The sequence below is a fragment of the Streptomyces violaceus genome, from assembly GCF_036014075.1.
In the GTDB taxonomy this organism is placed as follows: Bacteria; Actinomycetota; Actinomycetes; order Streptomycetales; family Streptomycetaceae; genus Streptomyces; species Streptomyces violaceus.
Genome location: NZ_CP107911.1, coordinates 7,267,559 through 7,289,696, shown reverse-complemented (window position 1 = coordinate 7,289,696; position 22,138 = coordinate 7,267,559). Strand labels below are relative to the sequence as shown.

Sequence of the window (22,138 nt, the reverse complement as noted above, 5' to 3'; positions counted from 1 at the left end):
ACAGTGGTTTTCCGCCCGGCGCGCCGGGCCTCGTACGCTGGGCCCCGATGAGACGCAAGCCCCGCATCCCGCCCTCTCCCCTGCCGCAGCGCCATGGCGTGGATCCGGTGCGGGTGCGGCTGCCCGTCACGGGGTCCTGGGCCACGGTGCGTGAGCACTTGGTGGAGCGGCTCAGCGGGGCGGGTGCCGGTGTCGTCGACGGTATGTTCGACGCGGGTCGGATCGTCGGGGCGGACGGACGGGCCGTGGCGGCGGACGCGCCGTACGTGCCGGGAATGTTCGTGTGGTTCCACCGGGAGCTGCCCGAGGAGGTGCCGGTGCCCTTCCCGCTGGAGGTCGTGCACAGGGACGAGCACATCGTCGTCGTCGACAAACCCCACTTCCTCGCCACCACCCCGCGCGGCGGCCATGTCACCGAGACCGCGCTGGCCAGGCTGCGCCGGGAGCTGGACATCCCCGCGCTCGGCGCCGCACACCGCCTGGACCGGCTCACCGCGGGACTCGTGCTGTTCACCGTGCGCCCCGAGGAGCGCGGCGCGTACCAGACGCTGTTCAGTGACCGCCGGGTCCACAAGGAGTACGAGGCCGTCGCCCCGTACGACCCCGGTCTCACCCTGCCCCGGACCGTACGCAGCCGGATCGTGAAGGAGCGCGGGGTGCTCCAGGCCCGGGAGGTGGCGGGCGAGCCGAACGCGGTGAGCCGTGTCGAACTCGTCGGGCACCGTCCGGAGGGGGCCGGCGGACTCGCCCGGTACCGGCTGGTGCCCGGCACCGGGCAGACGCACCAGCTGCGGGTACACATGACCGCGCTGGGCGTGCCGATCCTCGGCGACCCGCTCTACCCGGAGGTGTCCGGACCCGTACCGGCCGGTGACTTCCGGCGCCCGCTCCAACTGCTGGCACGGGCCCTGGGGTTCACCGATCCGGTCACGGGCGAGGAGCACCGGTTCCGCAGCGGCCGGGAGCTCGCGGCGTGGGCGTCGTACGACCGGTGGGCCGCCGGGACGTACGACGGCCCGTCAGCCGGTCAGTAGCCGCGCCACCAGCTCAGGAAGCGCTGCCAGGCGCCCTTGCGGCGGGCCGGTTCCTGAGCCGTCGGCTGAACCTGCGGGTGCACAGGGGCCGGCTGTGGCTGCGCCTGGGCCGGCTGCGGCTGCGCGGCGACCGGTGCGGGCCGCGGCTGCGGGGTGACCGGTGCGGGCTGCGGCTGCGGGGTGCCGATCTGCCAGTCGGAGCGCTGCGCGGGGACCTGCTTGTGGTTCGGCGGCTCCGTCACGTCCTGCGGCGGCTTGGGCGAGAACTGCACCGGCATTTCCACCAGGTGCCGGGAGGCGATGGACGCCGTCCAGCGCAGCTCCTCCTCGTCGCAGTCGAGTTCGACATCGGGCAGCCGCATCAGCAGCGCGTCGACGCCGACATCGGCGATGGATCGGCCGACGTCCTGGCCGGGGCACTCGTGCGGGCCGCCGCCGAACGCGAGGTGGGAGCGGTTGCCCTGCATGCTGGCGGACAGGTCCGGCCGAACCCGCGGGTCGACGTTGGCCGGGGCCGGGGCGAAGAGCAGTCCGTCGCCCCGGCGGATGCGCTGACCGCCCAGCTCGGTCTCCTGCTTGGCGAAGTAGGCGAAGACCGTACTGAACGGCGGCTCGTTCCACAGGGACTGCTCCACCGCCTCCGGCACCGTCATCTGGCCGCCGTTGAGCTGGGCACGGAAGCGCGGGTCGATCAGCACCGTGAGCAGCACGTTGGACAGCAGGTTGGCGGTGGCCTCGTAGGCGGCGAAGAGCACCAGGCGCAGGTGTTCCCTGACCTCGTCGTCCGTAAGCCGGGCCGGGTGGGTGATCAGATAGCTGGCGAAGTCCTCCTCCGGCCGGGCGCGACGCCGTGCGGTGAGCCGGCTCAGGGCGTCCATGACGTAGGAGTGGCTGGCGATCGCGGTCTCGGTGCCCTTGAGCGCGTCGCGGGCGGCCTCGACGAGACGGTCGTTGTACTCGTCGGCCATGCCGAGGATCTCGCACATCACGGCCATCGGCAGGTGCTCGGCGAACTGGCCGACGAGGTCGGCCTCGCCCTCCTCGCAGAAGCGGTTGACGATGGCCTGCGTGCTGCGGTTGATGTAGCGGCGCAGGCTGCGGAAGTCGATGGTCGAGATGGCGCCCTGAACCGCGCCGCGCAGCCGCTTGTGCTCGTCGCCCTCGGCGTGCGCGGCGATGGGCTGCCAGGCGATGTGCGGCATCAGCGGGTGGTCGGGCTTGACCAGGCCGTCCCGGAGCGGGGTCCAGATACGGCTGTCCCGGCAGAACTGCGAGGGCGAGCGCACCATGTGCAGGTTCTCGGCGTGGCCGAGGACGACCCAGATCGGGACGTCGTCGTGGAGCAGCACGGGCGCCACGGGGCCGTGGTCCTTCCGTAGTTGCTCGTACAGCGCTCCCAGATCCTCCGACTCGTGCAGCCGGTGCAGTCCGCCGGGCCCGAGGCCGTGTGCGGGGCAGCCGGGAGGCGGGCCGATCCGGGGGGCGTCCGTATCGGTCGGGGCGTGGGATTCAGGCGTCACAGTGGTCGCTCCGAAACTGAAGTGAATCCAGGTGTCTGGTGGGGGAAGGTGGGGGTGGGGCGGGCAGGTGCGGGGTCAGGTGAGCGAGCCCGTCATGGCGAGCGAGTGCAGGAAGCGCATGAGGGTCATCAGGACGTCACGGCTGGACGCCCTGCGGCGTACGTCGCACTCCATGATCGGGATGTCCGGGGTGAGGTCGAGGGCCGTGCGCAGCTCCTCGAGGTCGTAACGGGGCGCGTCCGGGAAGGAGTTGACCGCCACCACGAACGGCACACCGCGCTCCTCCAGGCGCCCCATGACATCGAAGCTGACCTCCAGCCGACGGGTGTCGACCAGCACCACCGCGCCGAGCGCGCCCTCGAACAGGCCGTTCCACAGGAACCAGAAGCGCTGCTGGCCGGGTGTGCCGAAGAGGTAGAGCACGAGCTGGTCGGTGATGCTGATGCGGCCGAAGTCCATGGCGACGGTGGTGGCCGTCTTGGACGCGGAGCCGAAGTTGTCGTCGACACCGATGCCGGCCTGCGTCATGGTCTCCTCGGTGGTCAGCGGTGTGATCTCGCTGACCGAGCCGACCATGGTCGTCTTGCCGACGCCGAAGCCACCCACGATCACGATCTTGGCCGCGGACTGTGCCGTGTGGGGCAACTGGTCCTCGGCCCGGGGGCCCGGGATGGTGTCAGAGCCTTTGAAGTCCATTCATCACCGCTTCGAGGAGGGAACGGTCGGTGCGTGACTGGCGGACGATCGGGGCGCGCGCCTGCACCAGTTCCGCCGTCAGCAGCTCGGTGAGCAGCACGCCCATCGCGCTGAACGGCAGGTGGAGGTAGGCCGAGAGTTCGGCCACGGACAGGGGGGCGGCGCAGAGCCGGAGCAGCGCCGCCTGCTCGGGGGAGGCGGAAGGCGGCGGGTCTTCGGCACGCGCCACGATTAACGTCACCAGGTCGAGCTCGGCCCGTTCACCGTCCGGGCCGGCCACCACGTACATCCGCTCGGGGTTCCTGACCTTGCCCTCGCCCTCCTGGGGCGGGGGCGATTCCGGGGTGGGGTCGCGCCTCTGGCGTTGCGGAGGCGTCATACGATCTGCCCGTTCCGCCGGGGCGGACTGGTCAGATGGCCGCCGATCCGGACGACGAGGTCACGCATCATCGCGCTCATCCGGCCGGGTTCGCACCGCACGTCGGAGAGCACCGCGAGGAAGGCGTTGGCGCCGGCGTTCATCAGGTAGAAGTAGCCGCGGTCGATCTCGATCATGACGAGCTTCATCTCGCCCTCGCCCACGGTGAGTTCCTGGCAGATGCTGCCCGCGAGGGACTGCAGGCCGGCGCAGGCTGCGGCGACCCGGTCGGCCGCGTCCGGCTCGCCGCCGTGGCGGGCGATGCGCAGGCCGTCGGCCGAGAGCACCACGATCATCTCGATGCCCGGCACGCCGTCGGCGAGCTGCTTGAGCATCCAGTCGAAGTTGCCTCGCTGCTGGATCACTTGAGGTCCCCCTCGTCGTCGGCCTCGCTGGGGGCCGGGTCGTTGATCAGGTGCAGGTACTTGGTCGGGTTCCGGATGAAGTCGGTCGGGTGGGTGCCGGGTTCGATGCCCTGCTTGAGTCCCTCCCAGAAGGCCTCGAGGCCCTTGCCCGGGGCGTCGGGGGCCGACATGTCACGCAGGGGTTTGGTCTCGGGCTCCGATACCGCCGCCCAGGGGTTGTACTCACCCCGTTCGGCGGCCTCCCGGTCGGCCTTCTCGTTGGCGGCCTGCTGGGCGAGTCGCTCGGCGAGCGGCATCTTCACCCGGCTGCGGCGCTGCGGCAGGCCGTTCGTCGTCCACTCGGTGACCTCGGGGACGTCGTCGTCCTCCAGCAGGACTGTGTCGGGGACTTTCGGGCTGGTGGGGCGTCGCCTCTTGGGCGCGCGCTTCGGGCCCTCGGGAATGCCGACCGTCATGGGGATGCCGGTGGCGCCGATGCCGTGGGCGAGTCCGACGCCGGGCTCGTGGGTGATCATCTCGCTCGGCACGATGAGGATGGCGCGGACACCGCCGTACGCGGAGGCCCGCAGCGACACCTGCATGTTGTACGCCGTGCAGAGGCGGCCGACGACGGCCAGGCCCAGGCGCGGGTGCTCACCGATGTCCTGGAGGTCGACGCCCGCCTTGGCGGCCTCCAGCATGCCCTCGATCCGGGCCCGTGCCTCCTCGTTGAGGTTGACGCCGCCGTCCTCGATCTCGATGCAGACGCCGGTCTGCACCTCGGTGGCGGTGACATGCACCTTGGTCTGCGGCGGCGAGTAGCGCGTGGCGTTGTCGAGGAGTTCGGCGGCGGCGTGGATGACGGGCTCGACGTAGATGCCCTTGACGCTGACCTTGGCGATGGAGGACAGCTGGATGCGCCGGTACTCCAGGATGCGGGACATGGCGCCGCGCAGCGTGCTGTACAGGGACACCGGCTCGGGCCACTGGCGGCCGGGGCGGCCGCCGCCGAGGACGGAGACGGAGTCGGCGAGGCGGCCGATCAGGGCGTTGCCGTGGTCGATGCGCAGCAGGTCGTCGAAGACCTCGGGGTTGCGGCCGTGGTCCTCCTCCATCTCCCGGAGTTCCTCGGCCTGCTGGTGGGCGATCGCCTGGACGCGGCGGGCCACCGTGACGAAGGAGCGAGCGGCGGCGTCACGCATGGTCACTTCGTGGTCGACGATCCTGAGCACCGTCAGGAGCGTCTCCACCTCCGGCTCGGGGAGGTCGCGGTACGCGGGGTCGGCCAGGCCGAGCTTGCGAATCACCTCCCTGGGGGATTCTCCGGTGCGCAGCAGGTCGAGCGCGGCAGGGACGATCTCCCTCGAGAAGCGGACCAACTCGTGCTCGTGGCCGGCGATCCGCTGTTCCAGATACGCGCTGTGGCGGGCGTGCTCGGCACGCTGGTTCCGCAGGGCACGGCCGCGGCGGACCGCCTCGGCCGCCGTCGCGATCACCAGCGCGGTGGCGATGCCGCCGCACCAGCCGACGGCGAGCCGGGCCGACTCCGTCACCAGGGCGACGGCGGATCCGGACGCCGCGGCCATCGCTATGGCCGGCAGCAGCAGCACGCGCGCGTAAGGAAGTTCACGGCGAACGGGAGGGGATTGAACACTCACCATGTAGGCCTTCTGACAGGAGTCGGCTGGGGTTCCACACATTGGGGAACAAGCGCACGAATTCATCTCAAGCCGGTGCGCTGCGGGCGAGCTTAGTCCGACCGGATCATCGCCGTGTCATATTCAGCAACTGCCGGAAACCGGACGCGAAGGGATAGTACGCTCGGTCGTTTACACGCTGCGACATCGTTCGAATGCTGTACGTAACGACGTACAGGCATACGAAAGTCCCTCACCGCTACGGGTGAGGGACCCTCAGAACAACGCCCCTAAAGGGGCGCGGGGAACTGCGCGAGCAACCACGTACGGCCGGCACCCGCGCGCCAAACGATCACCCCACGGACGAGTAGGCGACAACTCCCCGCAGCAACCCATCAACAGCCTTACGCGCGTTCTTCACCACAGAAGAACCCTGCGGCGCCGCCGCCGCGATCTGCCCCAGCACATCGATGACCTGCTTGCACCACCGCACAAAGTCCCCCGCCGGCATCTCCGCCTCGCGCAGCACCTCGTCGAGCCCCGCCCCGGAGGCCCACATGTACGCGGCCCAGGCGAATCCCAGGTCCGGCTCACGCTGTCCGACACCCTCGGTCTGGGTGATCCGGAACTCCTCCTCCAGCGCGTCCAGCCGCCCCCAGATCCGCACCATCTCCCCCAGCGCGGCCTTGGCCTTCCCTGACGGCAGCTTCGGCGCCATCGCGTCGTCCGCCGCACGCGCCTCGTACACCAGCGCCGAGACACAGCCCGCCAGTTCAGCCGGGCCGAGCCCTTCCCAGACCCCCTCGCGCAGGCACTCGCTGGCGAGCAGGTCCAGCTCGCCGTACAGCCGCGCGAGCCGCTTGCCGTGCTCGGTGACCTCGTCGCCGCGCAGGTAGTCGAGCTCGGTCAGCAGCGCGACGATACGGTCGAACGTCCGCGCGATCGTGTTCGTACGGCCCTCGATCCGCCGCTCCAGCTGCGAGGTGTCCCGCAGCAGCCGGTGGTAGCGCTCGGCCCAACGGGCGTGGTCCTCACGGTCGTCGCACCCGTGGCAGGGGTGTGCCCGCAGCTCGGTCCGCAGCCGGGCGATCTCGCGGTCGTCGGCTGCCTGGGAGCGCCGCTTGCGGTGCCGGTCGGCCGGGATGTGCCCGGCCTTGGTGCGCAGCGCGGAGGCGAGGTCCCGACGGGACTGCGGGGAACGCGGGTTGAAGGACTTCGGGATCCGCATCCGCTCCAGCGGCTCGACCGGTACCGGGAAGTCGATGGACGCCAGCCGCTTCACCTGCCGCTCGGCGGTCAGCACCAGCGGGCGCGGCCCGTCGTGGTGCTCGAAGCCCCGGTGGCCGTTCGAACGGCCCGCGGACAGGCCCGGGTCCAGCACCAGTGCCAGGCCCGCGTACTTGCCGGTGGGCACGTGGATGACGTCACCGGGCTTCAGCTTCTCCAGCGCGACGGCGGCCTCGGCGCGCCGCTGTGCCGCGCCCTGCCGGGCCAGGTCGTTCTCACGGTCCTTCAGCTCGCGGCGCAGCCGCGCGTACTCCTCGAAGTCGCCGAGGTGGCAGGTCATGGAGGCCTTGTAGCCCTCAAGACCCTCCTCGTTGCGCTGCACCTGGCGGGAGATGCCGACGACCGACTTGTCCGCCTGGAACTGCGCGAAGGACGTCTCCAGCAGCTCGCGCGACCGGTGCCGGCCGAACTGCTCGACCAGGTTGACCGCCATGTTGTACGACGGCCTGAAGCTCGAGCGCAGCGGGTACGTGCGCGTGCCGGCCAGACCCGCCAGGTGCTCGGGGCTCGAGCCGCGCTGCCACAGCACCACGGCGTGGCCCTCGACGTCGATGCCGCGCCGCCCCGCACGCCCCGTCAACTGCGTGTACTCACCGGGCGTGATGTCCGCGTGCTGCTCGCCGTTCCACTTGACGAGCTTCTCCAGCACCACCGAGCGGGCGGGCATGTTGATGCCGAGGGCGAGGGTCTCGGTCGCGAACACGGCCTTGACCAGGCCACGTACGAACAGTTCCTCGACGACCTCCTTGAAGGTCGGCAGCATGCCCGCGTGGTGGGCGGCGATGCCGCGCTCGAGGCCCTCCAGCCACTCGTAGTAGCCGAGGACGTGCAAATCCTCGTTCGGGATGGACGCCGTGCGCTCCTCGACGAGGGCACGTACCCGCTCGCGCGCCTCGTCGTCGTTGAGCCTGAGCCCCGCGTACAGACACTGCTGGACGGCGGCCTCGCAGGCGGCGCGGCTGAAGATGAAGGTGATGGCGGGCAGCAGCCCCTCGGCGTCGAGCCGTTCGATGACCTCGGGCCGGCTCGGCGTCCACACCCGGGAGCGCTGTCTGCGGTCGCGCTCGCGGTCGGCGTCGCGCATGGACCGGCCGCGCCGGCGGTCCTGGTACGACGGCCGGCTCGCCTCCATGCGCGCCATGCGCGTGAGGTCGGGGTTGACGGCCTTCTTGTGGCCCTCGCCCTCCTCGAACAGGTCGTACATCCGCCGCCCGGCCAGCACGTGCTGGAACAGCGGTACGGGCCGGTGCTCGGAGACGATCACCTCGGTGTCGCCGCGGACCGTGTCGAGCCAGTCGCCGAACTCCTCGGCGTTCGACACGGTCGCCGACAGCGACACGAGCGTGACCGACTCGGGAAGGTGAATGATCACCTCTTCCCACACGGCGCCCCGGAACCGGTCGGAGAGGTAGTGCACCTCGTCCATGACCACGTGGCCGAGGCCCAGGAGGGTCTGCGAACCGGCGTACAGCATGTTCCGCAGCACCTCGGTGGTCATCACGACCACCGGGGCGTCGGAGTTGACGCTGTTGTCGCCGGTGAGCAGGCCCACCTTGTCCGTGCCGTAACGGCGGCACAGGTCGGCGTACTTCTGGTTCGACAGCGCCTTGATGGGTGTCGTGTAGAAGCACTTCTTGCCCTGCTGGAGAGCGAGGTGGACGGCGAACTCGCCGACGATCGTCTTGCCCGAGCCGGTGGGCGCGGCGACCAGGACGCCCTTCCCAGCCTCGAGCGCCTGGCAGGCCTCGATCTGGAAGGGGTCGAGGCCGAAGTCGTACATCTCGCGGAAGGAGGCGAGCGCGGTGGCCTGCTCGACAGCACGCTTGCGGGCTGCCGCGTACCGCTCGGCCGGTGAGAGGTCCTCTGTCATCGTGCTTTCGAGCGTACCGGGCCGCACTGACAACAGGACGATCATTATCCGGATCCATTCCTGTGAAACCGGGGATCGGCGCAGTTCAGGGGCCGACGACGCGTACGCCCCCGCGCACGCAGCGCGCGCTCAGGGGCAGCGGGCCGAGCGGCTCCCCGTCCGCGTACCCGGTGATCCCCTCAGCGGCGATCTCGACCCGGGCCGCCCGCAGCACGGTCACCGCCGGATGCCCCGCGTGGGTCCCCCGGTACACCCTCGGAAACACCCGCAGCAGTGTCGTACGGCTGCAGTCCCCGACCACGGTGATGTCGAACAGCCCGTCGGTGAGGTCGGCGCCGGGGCAGATCCGCATACCGCCGCCGTACGACGAGCCGTTGCCGACGGCCACCAGGGTCGCCTCGACCTCACGGACCTCGCCGTCGTCGAGCCTGATCCAGTACGGGACGGGCCGGAAAGCGGCGAGTTCGGCGATCATCGCCAGGTCGTACTTGAAGCGGCCGGCGGGCCACCGCATGCGGTTGCCGCGGTCGTTGACGCGGGAGTCGAAGCCGGAGGCGAGGACCGTGCCGAACCAGCGGTCGCCCACCTGACCGAGGTCGATGTCGTGGATCCGGCCGCACTTGAGGGCGTCGGCGATCATGCGTCCCGCGGCGGCCGGCTCGCGCACGGGCAGGCCGAGGGCGCGGGCGAAGTCGTTGCCGGTGCCGACGGCGACCAGGCCGAGCGGGGTACGGGTGCCCGCGACCGCCCGCAGCGCGAGGTTGGCCATGCCGTCACCGCCGACGGCTATCAGCGCTCCGGTACCGCCTTCGACGGCGGCACGCGCGCGGGTGAGGGCGTCCGCGGCGTCCTCGCCGAGCACCGTACGCACCGAGAAACCGGCCGCCCGCAAAGCGGAAGCGGCCGGCTGCGCCGCGCGGGCGCCCCGGCCGCGGCCCGCGGTGGGGTTGACGAAGAGGGTGATCTCGCTGGTCACGCGACCGACCCTATGAGCTGCCCGCCGATCTTCAGGTCACGTCGTCATAACCGTTGACCCGGTCCGAGCGCTCCGAACTCGCCTGCTCGGGCAGGGCGGCGCGGCCGGTGGTCACGGGTTCGATCTCGCCGATGTCGTCGGGCGTGAGGTCCAGCTCGGAGGCCTCGTCGTCGGCGGGGCCCAAGGCCTCGCGACGGCTGCGACGGCGGTCGTTGAGCAGGGAGAAGGCGACGGCCGCGAAGTACAGGATCCAGATCGGCCCGGCGAGCATCAGCATGGTCAGCGGGTCGGTGCTGGGCGTGGCGATGGCCGCGAAGACCGTGATGCCCATGATCATGCCGCGCCACCAGCCGAGCATCCGCTTGCCGGTGATCGCCCCGGTGAGATTGAGCATGACCAGCAGCAGGGGCAGCTCGAACGAGAGGCCGAAGACGATCACCATCCGCATGACCAGGTCGAGCAGGTCGTCCAGCGGGAGGAGGTTGGACGTGCCCCCCGGGGTGAACTCGAGGAGCACCCTCGCCGTGGTGGGAAGCACCGTGTAGGCGAAGTAGGCGCCGGTGATGAACAGCGGGGCGCCCGTGCCGACGAAGGCGTAGGCGTACTTCCTCTCGTGCCGGTGCAGGCCCGGCGCGACGAAGGCCCACAGCTGGTAGAGCCAGACCGGCGAGGCCAGCACGACACCGGCCATCAGGGACACCTTCAGCGCCAGCGTGAAGGGGGTGATCAGACCGTTGATGGTGATCTGCGCACACGGCTTCGAGGACTGCGACCTGGCCAGTTCCTGGAAGGTCTTGTCACAGCCGACCGAGTCGAGGATCGGCTTGGTGATCAAGTTGATGATGTCGTTGTAGAAGAAGGCGGCGACGACCGTGACGAGGACGATCGCCAGCATCGCCTTGGCGAGCCGGTTGCGGAGCTCGCGAAGGTGCTCCGCGAGGGGCATCCGCCCCTCCGGATCCTTCTCCTGCTTGCGGGCAGACTTCAGCAACCCACGTTCCCATCTCGTGCGGCGGGCCGGAGGTCACCGGCCCGGCTTCAGCGCTTGGTCGTGTCCGTGGGCTCGTTGACCGGGCGCGAGCTGGTCACGTCACCGGGCGCCGCCTGGATGGTGCGCTGCGAGGGCTGCTCGTCGTTGTTGGGCGGGCCGGCCGGGGTCGTGGACGACTTGCTGTCGTCCTTCATCGCCTTGGCCTCGCTCTTGAGGATGCGGGCGGACTTGCCGAGCGACCGAGCCATGTCCGGAAGCTTCTTCGCGCCGAACAGCAGGATGATGACGACGAGGATGAGAATGATCTCGGGGGCTCCGAGCCTTCCGAACATAAGTCTTTACCTTCTCACCGAGGCGGCTGGGGTGGGGTGCTGTCCGACCGGTCGGACACTTGTCCGAACGGTCGTGTTGACAGCGATCGTAACGCTCCGGGGTAAACGTGAGGCAATCCCTCTGCATCCCCTGTACGTACTCCCGCTCCGCGGCCAGTGCCTCGTTAACCGGGCCGCGACCAGCAGCGTACCTGTCCGAACCGCGGAGGTGACAGGGCGAAGTGGCCCAAAGCGCAACTCACAGCCGCCTGCCGAACGGCTCAGAGGGCGTCCACGGACCGGGCCGCGCTCCCCGCGGCCCGCTCCAGGTCCTCGGCGGCCCGGTTGATACGACGCGCGGAATCCGTGACCTGCCTGCCCAGGCGCTGTGCCTCCACGAAGACCCGGACGGCGAACACCCCGAGCACGACGAGACCCACGAACCCCACGGCAACCGCGAACATCGGCCAGAACATGCCGTCGAGCCTAGACCCTCCGGGAGGGGCGGACGCCCAGACCCTCAGGGGGTCGGAGCAAGGCGCAGGGTCCGCACGCCGCCGCCCGTGAGCAGCTCCACGATCCGCTCCCCGGCGGGCTTGCGGACGGACGCGCCGCACTGCGGGCAGGTGAAGGAGTAGAACGTGGTGCGGCTGGTGGCGCCTATGGCGAGGCGCAGGGCGCCGGCGGTGAGCTCGAAGCGCTCCCGGCAGTCCGGGCAGCCCGCCTTGAAGACCACCGGGGACACGCTCGTCATCCCGGCGAACGCGGACTCCACCGTCATGCCGCGCGCACCGGGCGTCGCCGAATCGCTCACAGGCCTCGCTCCTCTTTCTCGGGTGGTACGCCTCCGGGGCGCCCGGGGGACGCCGGTGCGGGCCGGCCCACCACCGACGTCGGCCGGGTCCGTGCCCCGGCACCGCGGCCGGTGCCGGGGGCGGCCCCACCCGGCAGTCGACGCCGTGGGCACCCTCGCATCACTCGAGACCGCCGTCCGGCCCGTCCGGGACGCGGCGCACCGCGCGCACGCCACGCGGCCCGCCGGCCTCGGCCGTCTCCGCCCCGCCGGCCGTCCCGACCGCCTCGATCCCGTCGTACGCCGTCAGCGCCTCGTGGGCCGCCTGCCGGGCGCTGTCGGCGAGCTCCGGCGGCGAGACGATCCGGCCGTCCCGCCCGAGCCGCAGCGCCAGGCGGCGGAGCGACGTCGGGTCGGGCGTGCGCAGGGTGATCCGAAGACCGCCGTCGGGCAGCTCGTCCGCGCTGTCGTGCGGGTAGTACTCGGCGACCCAGCGGCCGCCGGGCCCGACCTCGACCACGACCTCCGGGTCCTCGGCCGCGGGCTGCACCAAGGCCTCCGACAGGTCCCGCAGCTCCATCTCCGGCGGCGCCGACGGCTCGTCCAGGATTTTGATCTCGGCGACCCGGTCGAGCCGGAACGTGCGGCGCGCCTCGGAACGCCGGCACCAGGCCTCGACGTAGGTGTGCCCGACACTGACCAAGCGGATGGGGTCGATCTCCCGCTCGGTGACCTCGTCGCGCGCGGGCGAGTAGTAGCGGATCCACAAGCGGCGACGCTCGGCGATCGCCCGGTCGACGTCAGCGAAGACTCCGCCCTCGGACTCGAAGGTCACCGACAGGCGCGAGCTGGCGCCCGCCATCTCGCCGGCCGCGGTCTCCACCTTGGCCGTCGCCCGCAGCAGTGCTTGGCGGTCGCTCTCGCGCAGTCCGGGCAGCGTGGCCACGGCCCGGGCGGCGACGAGCAGGGCGGTGGCCTCGTCGGCGGCGAGCCTGAGCGGCTCGGCGGCTTCTTCCGCCAAGGCGGCCGAATTGTGCCACCAGATGCGCTCGCCGTCGGTGTCGATGTCGAGCAGGTCGCCGCCGCGGAAGCTGGTGCCGCACATGGGCAGCACGTCGAGGTCGGAGACCAGTTCGTCCTCGGTGATGCCGAAGGCGCGCGCGACGTCCTCGACCCGGGCACCGGGGCGCTCCTTCAGATACGTCACCAGCGAGAGCATCCGCCGGGTCTGGTCGATGGCGTTCACGGGCCTGACCGGTTTGCCTGCCACTGTCTCGTCCGCTCCCCCTCAGCCCTTGGCCACGGCCCGCAGCCGGTCCACCACGTCTGCCCGCAGCTCGGCGGGCTCCAGGACGACCACGTCCGGCCCGAACTCCACCAGCCAGGCGTCCAGCCCGTGGCCGTACGGAATCTCCAACTCGTCCCAGCCGTCTCCGAGTTCCCGTACGGCGGTGGCCTTCGCCCGCAGGGGGTATCCCGCGCCCGAGCGCAGCCGGATCCGGGCGGAGCGGTCGGCGATCTCCCCGGCCCAGCCGGCTACGGTCTCACGGACGGTGACGACGTCCGGCACGGGAGCGGTGTACCGGCCGCCGCGCGAGCGGACCTTGCCGGTGATCCGGGACAGCCGGAAGACCCGCTCGGCGCCCCGGTCGCGGTCCCAGCCCGCGAGGTACCAGTGACCGCGCCAGCACTCGAGAGCCCACGGCTCCACGTGCCGCTGCTCGGGCTGGGCGGCGGTGGCCTTGCGGTAGTCGAAGGCAACGGGGCGGCGGTCCCGGCAGGCGAGCATCAGCGGCTCGAACGCCGCCTCGTGCACGGGGATCCGCGGCTCCAGAGCGCCGTGCGGCCCATAGGGGTCGACATCCTCGGGGAGGCCCGCCGCGCGCAGCTTCTGCAGCGCGCCGCTGGCCGCGCCGGCGAGCCGGGCCTGCTGCCACACCTTGGCGGCGACCCCGAGGGCTGCGGCCTCCTCGGCGTCCAGGGTGATGGGCGGGAGGCGGTTGCTGTCACGCCGGGCCAGGTAGCCGATGTCGCCGTCGAGGCTCTCGACGGTCTCGATGACCAGCCCGAGTTCGCGCAGGTCGTCCTTGTCGCGCTCGAACATGCGGTTGAAGGAGTCGTCGGAGCCGGTGGCGCCGTTCCCCGGACCGAAGGCCTCGACGTAGGCCTCGATGGAGTCGCGCAGCTCACGCTTGCTGAGCGGCCGCCGCGTCCCGAGCAGACACAGCGCCAGATTCATCAGCCGCTCGGCCTTGGCAATGGCCATCGACGCCCTTCGCCTCCCTATGGTGCTTACGACCGATGACCGTACCGCCCCGCGGTGGCCCGGCAAAGCCGAGGGCCCATGCCCGAACAGGCATGGGCCCCAGGTGATCGAGTCTGTCGAACCTTGCTCAGACCCCGAGCAGGTCGACCACGAAGATCAGCGTCTCGCCGGGCTTGATCAGAGGGGTCGGGCTCTGGTTGCCGTAGGCGAGGTGGGCGGGGACGGTCAGCTGGCGGCGGCCGCCGACCTTCATGCCCTGCACGCCCTGGTCCCAGCCCTGGATGACCCGGCCGCCGCCCAGCGGGAAGCGGAACGGGGTGCCACGGTTCCAGCTGGCGTCGAACTCCTCGCCGGTGCTGAAGGCGACACCGACGTAGTGCACGGTGACGGTCTGGCCGGCCTGCGCGACCGGGCCGTCGCCTTCCCAGATGTCCTTGATCTCGAGGTCCGCCGGGGGCTCGCCGCCCGGGAAGTCGATCTCGGGCTTGTCGATGCTCACGTCTCTGGCTCCTGCTTGTCTGCGAAAAGGCGAACACGCACAGTCTTACATCCCCCGCACGTCACAGCTTCGCGAGGATGTCCACCGAAAAGACCAGCGTGGAGTCCTTCTTGATGCCGCTGCCCTGCGGCGGCTTGTCGCCGTAGCCCAGCTCCGGGGGGATGACGATGAGGACCCGGCTGCCGACCTTCTTGCCGGTCAGGCCCTGCGCCCAGCCCTTGACGACCTGCTGGAGCGAGAACGACACCAGCTGCTTGTTGGCGTACGACGAGTCGAACTCCTTGCCGCCGTCCCACAGCACGCCCTTGTACTGCACGAGGACGCTGTCGTCGGCGGCGACCTTCTCGCCGTCGCCCTCCAGGACGTAATCCGCGACGAGCTTCTTCGGGGCGGTCGCCTTGGGCACCTCGATGGAGGGCGCCTTGCCGTCGGTGTTGGTGCCGACCTTGGGCAGGTCCGCGTCGCCCTGGGCGACCTCCTCGCCCTTGGCGGAGCTGGTCGCGTTGAACGTGTCCTGCACGTCGACGACGAAGACCAGCGTGTCGGTGCCCTTGATGCCTGCCTGCGGGTTGCCCTGCGAGCCGTAGCCCCAGGTGGGCGGGACGGCCATCTCGACACGGCTGCCGGCCTTCTTGCCGGCCAGCGCGTACCGCCAGCCGTCGATGATCTGGCCCTGGGCGAGCTGGATGGCCAGGCGCGTCTTGCGGTCGTAGGAGTTGTCGAAGACCTTGGCGGTGCTCCAGACCTGGCCCAGGTAGTTCGCGACGACGAAGTCGTTCTCCGCGACGGTCTTGCCGCTGCCCGCGATCAGCGTCTTCACCGCGAGCTGCTTCGACGGCTCTCCGCTGCCCTTGGCGATCGTCGGCTTCTCGTCGAGCTTGGTGCCCGCGGTGACCGCCGGCAGCGGACCGTCCACGATCTTCGGCGGCGGCGCCGAGGACGGGGCCGATGCCGAGGGCGAGGGCGAAGGGCTGTCGCTGGCCTTGCTCGAATCCGACTTGTCGTCGCCGCATGCGGCGAGTGTGGCCAGTCCTGCGGGTACAGAGATGAGAAGTGAGCGTCGGCGCACTGTGGGGGCCTCGTAATCGATCGATCTCGTTTGATGGCGTGCGCGCAACTCTACGGCGTGAGCAGGGCGCCGTACTTGTAACGTACGGCGCCCGTGTGGCGTTCCGGCTAATTCCCCGCCGGCGCATTTCCTCACATTCCGGCGATCAGCTTCTCCACCCGGTCGTCCACGGAACGGAACGGATCCTTGCACAAGACGGTGCGCTGGGCCTGGTCGTTGAGCTTGAGGTGAACCCAGTCGACCGTGAAGTCACGGCGCTGTTCCTGGGCCCGCCGGATGAAGTCGCCGCGCAGCCGGGCCCGAGTGGTCTGCGGCGGAACCGACTTGCCCTCGAAGATCTTCAAGTCGTTGCAGATGCGTGCTGCCTGACCCTTCTTCTCGAGCAGGTAGTACAGGCCACGACGGCGGTGGATGTCGTGGTAGGCGAGGTCTATCTGCGCGACCCGCGGGTGCGACATGGTCATGTTGTTCTTGCTGCGGTACCGCTCGATGAGCTTGTACTTCATGACCCAGTCGATCTCGGTGCCGATACGGTCGAGGTCCTCGGCCTCGATCGCGTCCAGCGTGCGGCCCCACAGCTCCAGGACCTGCTCGACGGTGCCGGTGCGGATGCCGCGGCGCTCGCAGAAGTCCACGGCCTTCTCGTAGTACTCGCGCTGCACCTCAAGGGCGGAGGCCTCGCGGCCGCTGGCCAGGCGCACCTTGCGCCGGCCGGTGATGTCGTGGCTGACCTCGCGGATCGCCCGGATCGGGTTCTCCAGGGTCAGGTCGCGCATCACGGTGCCCGCCTCGATCATGCGCAGCACCAGGTCGGTGGCGCCGACCTTGAGCAGCATGGTCGTCTCGGACATGTTGGAGTCGCCCACGATGACGTGCAGGCGGCGGTAGCGCTCGGCGTCCGCGTGCGGCTCGTCGCGCGTGTTGATGATCGGCCGGGAGCGGGTCGTCGCCGAGGAGACGCCCTCCCAGATGTGCTCGGCACGCTGGCTGACGCAGTAGACGGCTCCGCGCGGCGTCTGCAGCACCTTGCCGGCACCGCACAGCAGCTGCCTCGTGACCAGAAACGGAATGAGAATGTCCGCGAGCCGGGAGAACTCCCCGTGCCGGGCGACCAGATAGTTCTCGTGGCAGCCGTAGGAGTTGCCCGCCGAATCGGTGTTGTTCTTGAAGAGGTAGACGTCGCCCGCGATTCCCTCCTCGTGCAGGCGTCGTTCGGCGTCCACCAGGAGTCCTTCGAGAATGCGCTCGCCCGCTTTGTCGTGGGTGACCAGTTCGGTCACGTTGTCACATTCCGGTGTGGCGTATTCCGGATGTGAGCCCACGTCGAGATAGAGGCGGGCGCCGTTTCGCAGAAAGACATTGCTGCTGCGGCCCCATGACACGACACGGCGGAAGAGGTACCGCGCCACCTCGTCAGGAGACAGGCGGCGCTGTCCCCTGAACGTGCACGTGACGCCGTACTCGTTCTCCAGCCCGAAAATGCGGCGGTCCATGAGGGAACATTACGCCCGATCCCCTGAACTGAAACGGGGTTCGGGGGCACGGTTTGGATCATTTTCCGAACCGGACACAACAACCGCTCCCCCGCCGGGAGCTGCGAGTACCCGTCCTGTGGCGGCCAAAACCAGCAGGGACACGCCGCCCGCGGCCCCCGGCACGGCGAAGCCCCACAGGGCCCCGCCCACCTCTACGACGGGCCCCGCGACGCCCGCGCCGACCGAGTGGCCCACGGTGAACGTGGTCACCAGCCAGGAGAACGCCTCGGTGACCGTGCCGCGCGGGGCGTGACGGTCGACCAGGACGAACGCGCAGGCGATGGCGGGTGCGAGGAAGACTCCGGCGAGCGCGGTCAGCGCCACCATGGGCACCGCGTCCGGCATGAGAAGCAGCGGCAGGTAACACACCACCAGAAGGGCTACCAGCACCTGGAGTCGCCGCGCGGGCTCACCGGCCCACTGCCGGGCCCCGTAGACGGCGCCGCCGACCAGCGCCCCGAATCCCAGGGCCGCCATCAGCCAGCCGTACACGGCGTCACCGCCGTGCGCGTCCGCGTAGGGCACCGAGGCGACGGTGATGGACCCGAGCGCCATCCCGATGAACAGAAACGCCGCGAGCAGCGCCAGCAGCCCCGCCGAGCGCAGCGCGCCCAGCCAATGCGCCTCCCGCGGCGCCGATCGCCAAGCACGCGAGGGCGGCGAGACGACCACGGACAGCGCCCCCAGCACTCCCACCACGTTCAGCACGAGCAGCGCGACCTGGGCCGACCACAGGGACACGCACAGCGTCACGAGCAGCGGCCCGACGGTGAACATCACCTCCTGGGCCACGGCGTCCATGGCGTACGCCGTGTGCACCTGGTCCTCCTTTCGGAGGACCGAGGACCACAGGGCCCGCAGCCCGCCCTCCAGGGGCGGCGTGAAGAGCCCCGCGGCCGCGACGGCGGCATACGCGAGCGGCAGCGACCCGATCCCGGCGAAGGCGAACACGGCCATGGCGAGCCCCGACAGAACGGCCGCCGGCAACTGCACGCGCGGCTGCCCGCGCAGGTCCACGAGTCTGCCCAGCACGGGCTGCCCCACGGCGTTGGCGACGCCGTAGACCCCCGCCAGCGCCCCCGCCAGGCTGTACGAGCCGCCCTCCGCCCGCACGAACAGCAGGATCGCGATGGCGCCGGTGGCATTGGGCAGCCGGCCCACGAGCGTGCCGACGAGCAGCCGGGCGGCGTGTCGCGCCCGAAGGATCTCCAGGTATCCCGTAGCCATGTCCCCGCCCTAGGTTTTACGTATAACGTCAACGTTTCATACGTACCATGTCCGCTGTTCACGAGTCCAGACGAAGGAGCGGCCCGACGGTGGCACGAGGCAGCACACGCCCCACGAGCCGGGACGTCGCCCAGGCCGCCGGCGTCTCCCAGGCGGCGGTCTCCCTGGTCCTGGGCGACAAGTGGCGCGGCCGCGTCTCGGAGGCGACCGCGGAGCGGGTCCGCGAGGCCGCCCGCGACCTGGGCTACCGCCCGAACCTGGCCGCCCGCAACCTGCGCCTGGGCCGCACCCGCACGGTCCTCCTGGTGGTACCGGCCCTCACCACGGAGTTCTTCGCGGGCGTCTACACGGGCGCCGCCCGAGTCGCCGCCGAACACGGATTCGGCGTCGTCCTCTACCCCTCCCCCGAGGGCGTCGGACCCGCCCGCGACCCCTTCGCCTCCGCGCAGGCCGCCCTGGACGGCGTGATCGCCTCCTCCATGGCCGCCGACGCGCTCACCGCGATCCGCGGGGACCAGCTGCCCCTGGTGATGCTGGACAGCGACCCGGAGGGGAGCCTGGGGGCGGCGACCGTGAACCTGGACATCGCCGACGGTGTCCGCCAGGTCGCGGAACACCTGCTGTCCCTGGGCCACCGCCGCTTCCTCCATCTGGCCGCGGACGTACCGTCCTGGACCTTCGAGGTACGGGCCCGGGAACTGGCGAGCCGGCTGAGCGATCTGCCCGGTACGTCGGTACGCACGACCCGCGCGCCGATCTCCATCGAGGGCGCCGTGACAGCCACGGAGGCCGCCCTCTCGCTCCCCGGGCCGCGCCCCACGGCCCTGGTGTGCGACGACGACAAGCTGGCCGCCGGTGCGTACAAGGCGGTTCGCCGCCTGGGTCTGCGCGTCCCGGACGACGTCTCGGTCACCGGCCTGGACGATCTGGCCCTTGCCACGGCCATCGACCCGGAACTGACAACGGTCCGCCTGGACGCGGAGCTCTTCGGGGAACGGGGCATGCGGGCCCTGCTGGCCGTCCTGGAGGGCCGCGCACCCGAGGGCGGGGACATCCCGGTGCAACTGGTGGTACGGGGCTCCACGGCGCCGCCGGGGCTGCCGTAGCCACTCGGCGTGGGCGCTGAGGCCGGGTGGGTGCGCAGCTCGGCGCGACGAGGTGCCTCCCCCACTCTCGACTTCGCTCGAGCGGGGGGACCCCCACCGCCCACCCGTGCCGCCCTTAGCGGCACGATTGCCCGCAGCTAGATGCGCACGCACGGAGGGGGCCGTGTCGGGGGGTGTCCGCCCGCAGCTGGTTGGCGCGTCAACGGACAGTCAGTCGGTACGCAACCCCATCCCGCCGTTCCGAGGACGGACACCCCCCGACACGGCCCCGACCCACCACCACCGCGCAGGCGCGACGCGCGCCCCGGCCGCAACAGCGACCAGGGCGCGCGACGTAAACGATCGAGCCGAGCTACTCGGAGTCCTCGGCGTCCTCGGACGCCGTCTCCTCGGCGCCCCCGTCCCCCTCCGCCCCCAACAGGCGAGAGAGCTGACGCCCACCGATCCGCTTGAACTTGCGCTTCTGCGGCCGCGTACGGTCCAGCACCGCCACCTCCAGCCGCTCCGCGGGAATCTCCCGCTCGCTGCCGTTGGTGTCGCGCGACAGCGCCTGCACCGCCAGCTTCAGGGCCTCGGCCAGCGTCATACCGTCCCGGTGGCGCTGGTCCAGGTAGCTGCTGATCTGCTCCGCGTTGCCCCCCACCGCGACCGAGCCGTGCTCGTCCACGATCGAGCCGTCGTGCGGGAGACGGTAGAGCTGGTCACCCTCCAGGGTCTCCCCCACCTCGGCGACCACCAGCTCCACCTCGTACGGCTTCTCGGCCGCGGAGGAGAAGATCGTGCCCAAGGTCTGCGCATAGACGTTGGCCAGGCCACGGGCCGTCACGTCGTCGCGGTCGTAGGTGTAACCCCTCAGGTCGGCGTACCGCACGCCACCGATCCGCAGGTTCTCGTACTCGTTGTACTTGCCGGCGGCCGCGAAACCGATCCGGTCGTAGATCTCGCTGAACTTGTGCAGCGCACGGGACGGGTTCTCGCCGACGAACACGATGCCGTCGGCAAACTGCAGCACGACCAGGCTGCGGCCACGGGCGATGCCCTTGCGGGCGTACTCCGCCCGGTCGGCCATCTGCTGCTGAGGTGAAACATAGAACGGCGTCGACACCGGTTATCCGTCCCTTTCTGTGGAAGTCACTGGATCACCCTGACAAGAAACGGCCGCTGTCTACAGCAGTGCGGCCCGCGGGCCGTCCGGCTGCTCCAGGCGCCGCGCCAGGATCGAGCGGGCGATCCCGGAGGATTCCTCCTCGGTGAGCCGGCGGAAACCGTCCTCGGTGATCACGGTGACGATCGGGTAGATCCGGCGGGCGACATCGGGACCGCCTGTCGCCGAGTCGTCGTCGGCCGCGTCGTACAGGGCCTGGACCACCAGGGTCGTGGCCTCTTCCTCGCTCAGGTCGTCACGGAAGAGCTTCTTCATGGCGCCACGCGCGAAGATCGAGCCCGAGCCGGTGGCCGCGAAGTTCGTCTCCTCGGAGCGGCCGCCCGTCACGTCGTAGGAGAAGATCCGGCCCCGATCGCGCCCCACGTCGTACCCCGCGAACAGCGGCACCACGGCCAGGCCCTGCATGGCCATGCCGAGGTTGGAGCGGATCATCGTCGACAGCCGGTTCGCCTTGCCCTCCAGGGACAGCTGCGCGCCCTCGACCTTCTCGAAGTGCTCCAGCTCCAGCTGGAACAGCTTCACCATCTCCACGGCCAGACCCGCCGTACCGGCGATGCCCACCGCGGAGTACTCGTCGGCCGGGAAGACCTTCTCGATGTCCCGCTGCGCGATGACGTTCCCCATCGTCGCCCGGCGGTCACCGGCCAGCACGACGCCCCCGGGGAACGTCACGGCGACGATCGTGGTCCCGTGCGGCGCCTCGATCACGCCCTGGGTGGGAGGCAGTTGCCGGTTGCCGGGCAGGATCTCCGGCTGGTGCTCGGACAGGAAGTCCATGAAGGAGGAAGACCCTGGCGTCAGGAAGGCAGCTGGTAGACGCCCGGTGCTACGAGTGTTGGCTTCCACGCGATTCCTTCCACGTATGCGACAGCCCGCCCTGTGACGTCGGGCCGATCCTTGGAACAACCCCGGTCCGGTTGTGACCGGGGGCACGGTATGCCTCGGACCCTACCCGTCCTTCGGCGGTGATCCACATGTCCGGCGGGACCAACTCCACCGGATCGACGCCGCACTTGCCGGACGTCACCGACGCCCGGAGCGCCGCACACGAGGGCATCACATCACTCACTGCCCCGCGCGCAGCGCTCCGCGCTCCGCCCGTCCATCACCCACACCCGTTCACCTTCGGAATGAAGGCAAAGGCGCCTTACTGGCCACCCTTTTGAACGAAGGAGCGCACGAAGTCCTCGGCGTTCTCCTCGAGGACGTCGTCGATCTCGTCCAGAACCGAGTCCACGTCGTCGCTCAGCTTCTCCTGACGCTCCTTGAGGTCCTCCGAAGCCTGCGTCTCCGCCGCCTGCTCCTCGACCTCCTCGGTGGACCGGGTGGCCTTCTGCTGTCCGCCGCCGGTGTCCTTGGTCGCCATATCCCTCACCCCGCTCGGTTCGCCCGAC

At 70.4% G+C, this 22,138-nt stretch carries 22 protein-coding genes; 2 read left to right on the top strand and 20 right to left on the bottom strand.

Annotated elements, in window-relative coordinates:
- Nucleotides 1–47 precede the first annotated feature (47 nt).
- On the top strand, nt 48–1,034 hold the full coding sequence (locus OG542_RS32795) for an RluA family pseudouridine synthase (RefSeq protein ID WP_328415555.1): 987 nt from the start codon (nt 48–50) through the stop codon (nt 1,032–1,034).
- On the opposite strand, the gene OG542_RS32790 is transcribed toward OG542_RS32795, so the two are convergent.
- The 17 genes from OG542_RS32790 to OG542_RS32710 form a co-directional block, all read right to left on the bottom strand.
- Nucleotides 1,028–2,554 carry a cytochrome P450 gene (locus OG542_RS32790; protein ID WP_328415553.1) on the bottom strand — a complete coding sequence of 509 codons (1,527 nt, stop codon included), beginning with the start codon at nt 2,552–2,554 and terminating at the stop codon, nt 1,028–1,030. The two genes, OG542_RS32795 and OG542_RS32790, sit on opposite strands and share 7 nt — an antisense overlap.
- A 75-nt stretch (nt 2,555–2,629) precedes the next feature.
- Nucleotides 2,630–3,250 (bottom strand): GTP-binding protein, encoded by a 621-nt coding sequence (locus OG542_RS32785; RefSeq protein ID WP_189726564.1) that lies wholly within the window; start codon nt 3,248–3,250, stop codon nt 2,630–2,632.
- A complete protein-coding gene (locus tag OG542_RS32780) occupies nt 3,231–3,629 on the bottom strand; it encodes a DUF742 domain-containing protein (RefSeq protein ID WP_184597401.1) in 399 nt (132 codons plus the stop codon). Before OG542_RS32780 ends, OG542_RS32785 begins: the two co-directional genes overlap by 20 nt.
- A complete protein-coding gene (locus OG542_RS32775) occupies nt 3,626–4,033 on the bottom strand; it encodes a roadblock/LC7 domain-containing protein (RefSeq protein ID WP_184597403.1) in 408 nt (135 codons plus the stop codon). The genes OG542_RS32780 and OG542_RS32775 overlap by 4 nt, the downstream gene beginning before the upstream one ends.
- Nucleotides 4,030–5,673, bottom strand: a complete 1,644-nt coding sequence (locus OG542_RS32770; RefSeq protein ID WP_328415550.1) for a sensor histidine kinase — start codon at nt 5,671–5,673, stop codon at nt 4,030–4,032. The genes OG542_RS32775 and OG542_RS32770 overlap by 4 nt, the downstream gene beginning before the upstream one ends.
- A 328-nt stretch (nt 5,674–6,001) precedes the next feature.
- A complete protein-coding gene (locus OG542_RS32765) occupies nt 6,002–8,851 on the bottom strand; it encodes a DEAD/DEAH box helicase (protein WP_311124788.1) in 2,850 nt (949 codons plus the stop codon).
- Between the two features lie 40 nt (nt 8,852–8,891).
- Nucleotides 8,892–9,782 carry a diacylglycerol kinase gene (locus OG542_RS32760; protein WP_328415548.1) on the bottom strand — a complete coding sequence of 297 codons (891 nt, stop codon included), beginning with the start codon at nt 9,780–9,782 and terminating at the stop codon, nt 8,892–8,894.
- A 31-nt stretch (nt 9,783–9,813) separates the two neighbouring features.
- The gene (gene tatC, locus OG542_RS32755) at nt 9,814–10,773 is read right to left on the bottom strand and encodes a twin-arginine translocase subunit TatC (protein ID WP_311124790.1); all 960 of its coding nucleotides are present in this window, start codon (nt 10,771–10,773) and stop codon (nt 9,814–9,816) included.
- A gap of 47 nt (nt 10,774–10,820) precedes the next feature.
- A complete protein-coding gene (tatA, locus tag OG542_RS32750) occupies nt 10,821–11,105 on the bottom strand; it encodes a Sec-independent protein translocase subunit TatA (RefSeq protein ID WP_311124791.1) in 285 nt (94 codons plus the stop codon).
- Between the two features lie 260 nt (nt 11,106–11,365).
- A complete protein-coding gene (locus OG542_RS32745) occupies nt 11,366–11,560 on the bottom strand; it encodes a hypothetical protein (RefSeq protein ID WP_311124792.1) in 195 nt (64 codons plus the stop codon).
- Nucleotides 11,561–11,604: 44 nt separating this feature from the next.
- The gene (locus OG542_RS32740; protein ID WP_311124793.1) at nt 11,605–11,898 is read right to left on the bottom strand and encodes a hypothetical protein; all 294 of its coding nucleotides are present in this window, start codon (nt 11,896–11,898) and stop codon (nt 11,605–11,607) included.
- 160 nt (nt 11,899–12,058) lie between these two features.
- Nucleotides 12,059–13,147, bottom strand: a complete 1,089-nt coding sequence (locus OG542_RS32735; RefSeq protein ID WP_328415547.1) for a helix-turn-helix transcriptional regulator — start codon at nt 13,145–13,147, stop codon at nt 12,059–12,061.
- A gap of 18 nt (nt 13,148–13,165) precedes the next feature.
- Nucleotides 13,166–14,143 carry a helix-turn-helix transcriptional regulator gene (locus OG542_RS32730; protein WP_261683592.1) on the bottom strand — a complete coding sequence of 326 codons (978 nt, stop codon included), beginning with the start codon at nt 14,141–14,143 and terminating at the stop codon, nt 13,166–13,168.
- Between the two features lie 127 nt (nt 14,144–14,270).
- The gene (locus OG542_RS32725) at nt 14,271–14,642 is read right to left on the bottom strand and encodes an FKBP-type peptidyl-prolyl cis-trans isomerase (protein WP_184597416.1); all 372 of its coding nucleotides are present in this window, start codon (nt 14,640–14,642) and stop codon (nt 14,271–14,273) included.
- 61 nt (nt 14,643–14,703) lie between these two features.
- A complete protein-coding gene (locus OG542_RS32720) occupies nt 14,704–15,711 on the bottom strand; it encodes an FKBP-type peptidyl-prolyl cis-trans isomerase (protein ID WP_311124795.1) in 1,008 nt (335 codons plus the stop codon).
- Between the two features lie 131 nt (nt 15,712–15,842).
- A complete protein-coding gene (pafA, locus tag OG542_RS32715; protein WP_184597419.1) occupies nt 15,843–17,204 on the bottom strand; it encodes a Pup--protein ligase in 1,362 nt (453 codons plus the stop codon).
- A gap of 9 nt (nt 17,205–17,213) precedes the next feature.
- The gene (locus OG542_RS32710) at nt 17,214–18,473 is read right to left on the bottom strand and encodes an MFS transporter (RefSeq protein ID WP_311124796.1); all 1,260 of its coding nucleotides are present in this window, start codon (nt 18,471–18,473) and stop codon (nt 17,214–17,216) included.
- A gap of 89 nt (nt 18,474–18,562) precedes the next feature.
- Here OG542_RS32710 and OG542_RS32705 point away from each other — a divergent pair, with 89 nt between their 5' ends.
- Nucleotides 18,563–19,579, top strand: a complete 1,017-nt coding sequence (locus OG542_RS32705; protein ID WP_311124797.1) for a LacI family DNA-binding transcriptional regulator — start codon at nt 18,563–18,565, stop codon at nt 19,577–19,579.
- Between the two features lie 352 nt (nt 19,580–19,931).
- Here OG542_RS32705 and prcA read toward each other — a convergent pair whose 3' ends face one another.
- From prcA to OG542_RS32690, 3 genes are all read right to left on the bottom strand, one after another.
- A complete protein-coding gene (gene prcA, locus OG542_RS32700; protein WP_184597424.1) occupies nt 19,932–20,684 on the bottom strand; it encodes a proteasome subunit alpha in 753 nt (250 codons plus the stop codon).
- 60 nt (nt 20,685–20,744) lie between these two features.
- Complete coding sequence (gene prcB, locus OG542_RS32695) at nt 20,745–21,590, bottom strand: proteasome subunit beta (RefSeq protein WP_193480320.1); 846 nt, start codon at nt 21,588–21,590, stop codon at nt 20,745–20,747.
- Nucleotides 21,591–21,891: 301 nt separating this feature from the next.
- Nucleotides 21,892–22,110, bottom strand: coding sequence for a ubiquitin-like protein Pup (locus tag OG542_RS32690; RefSeq protein ID WP_019757212.1), 219 nt, complete (start codon nt 22,108–22,110; stop codon nt 21,892–21,894).
- Between the last annotated feature and the right edge of the window lie 28 nt (nt 22,111–22,138).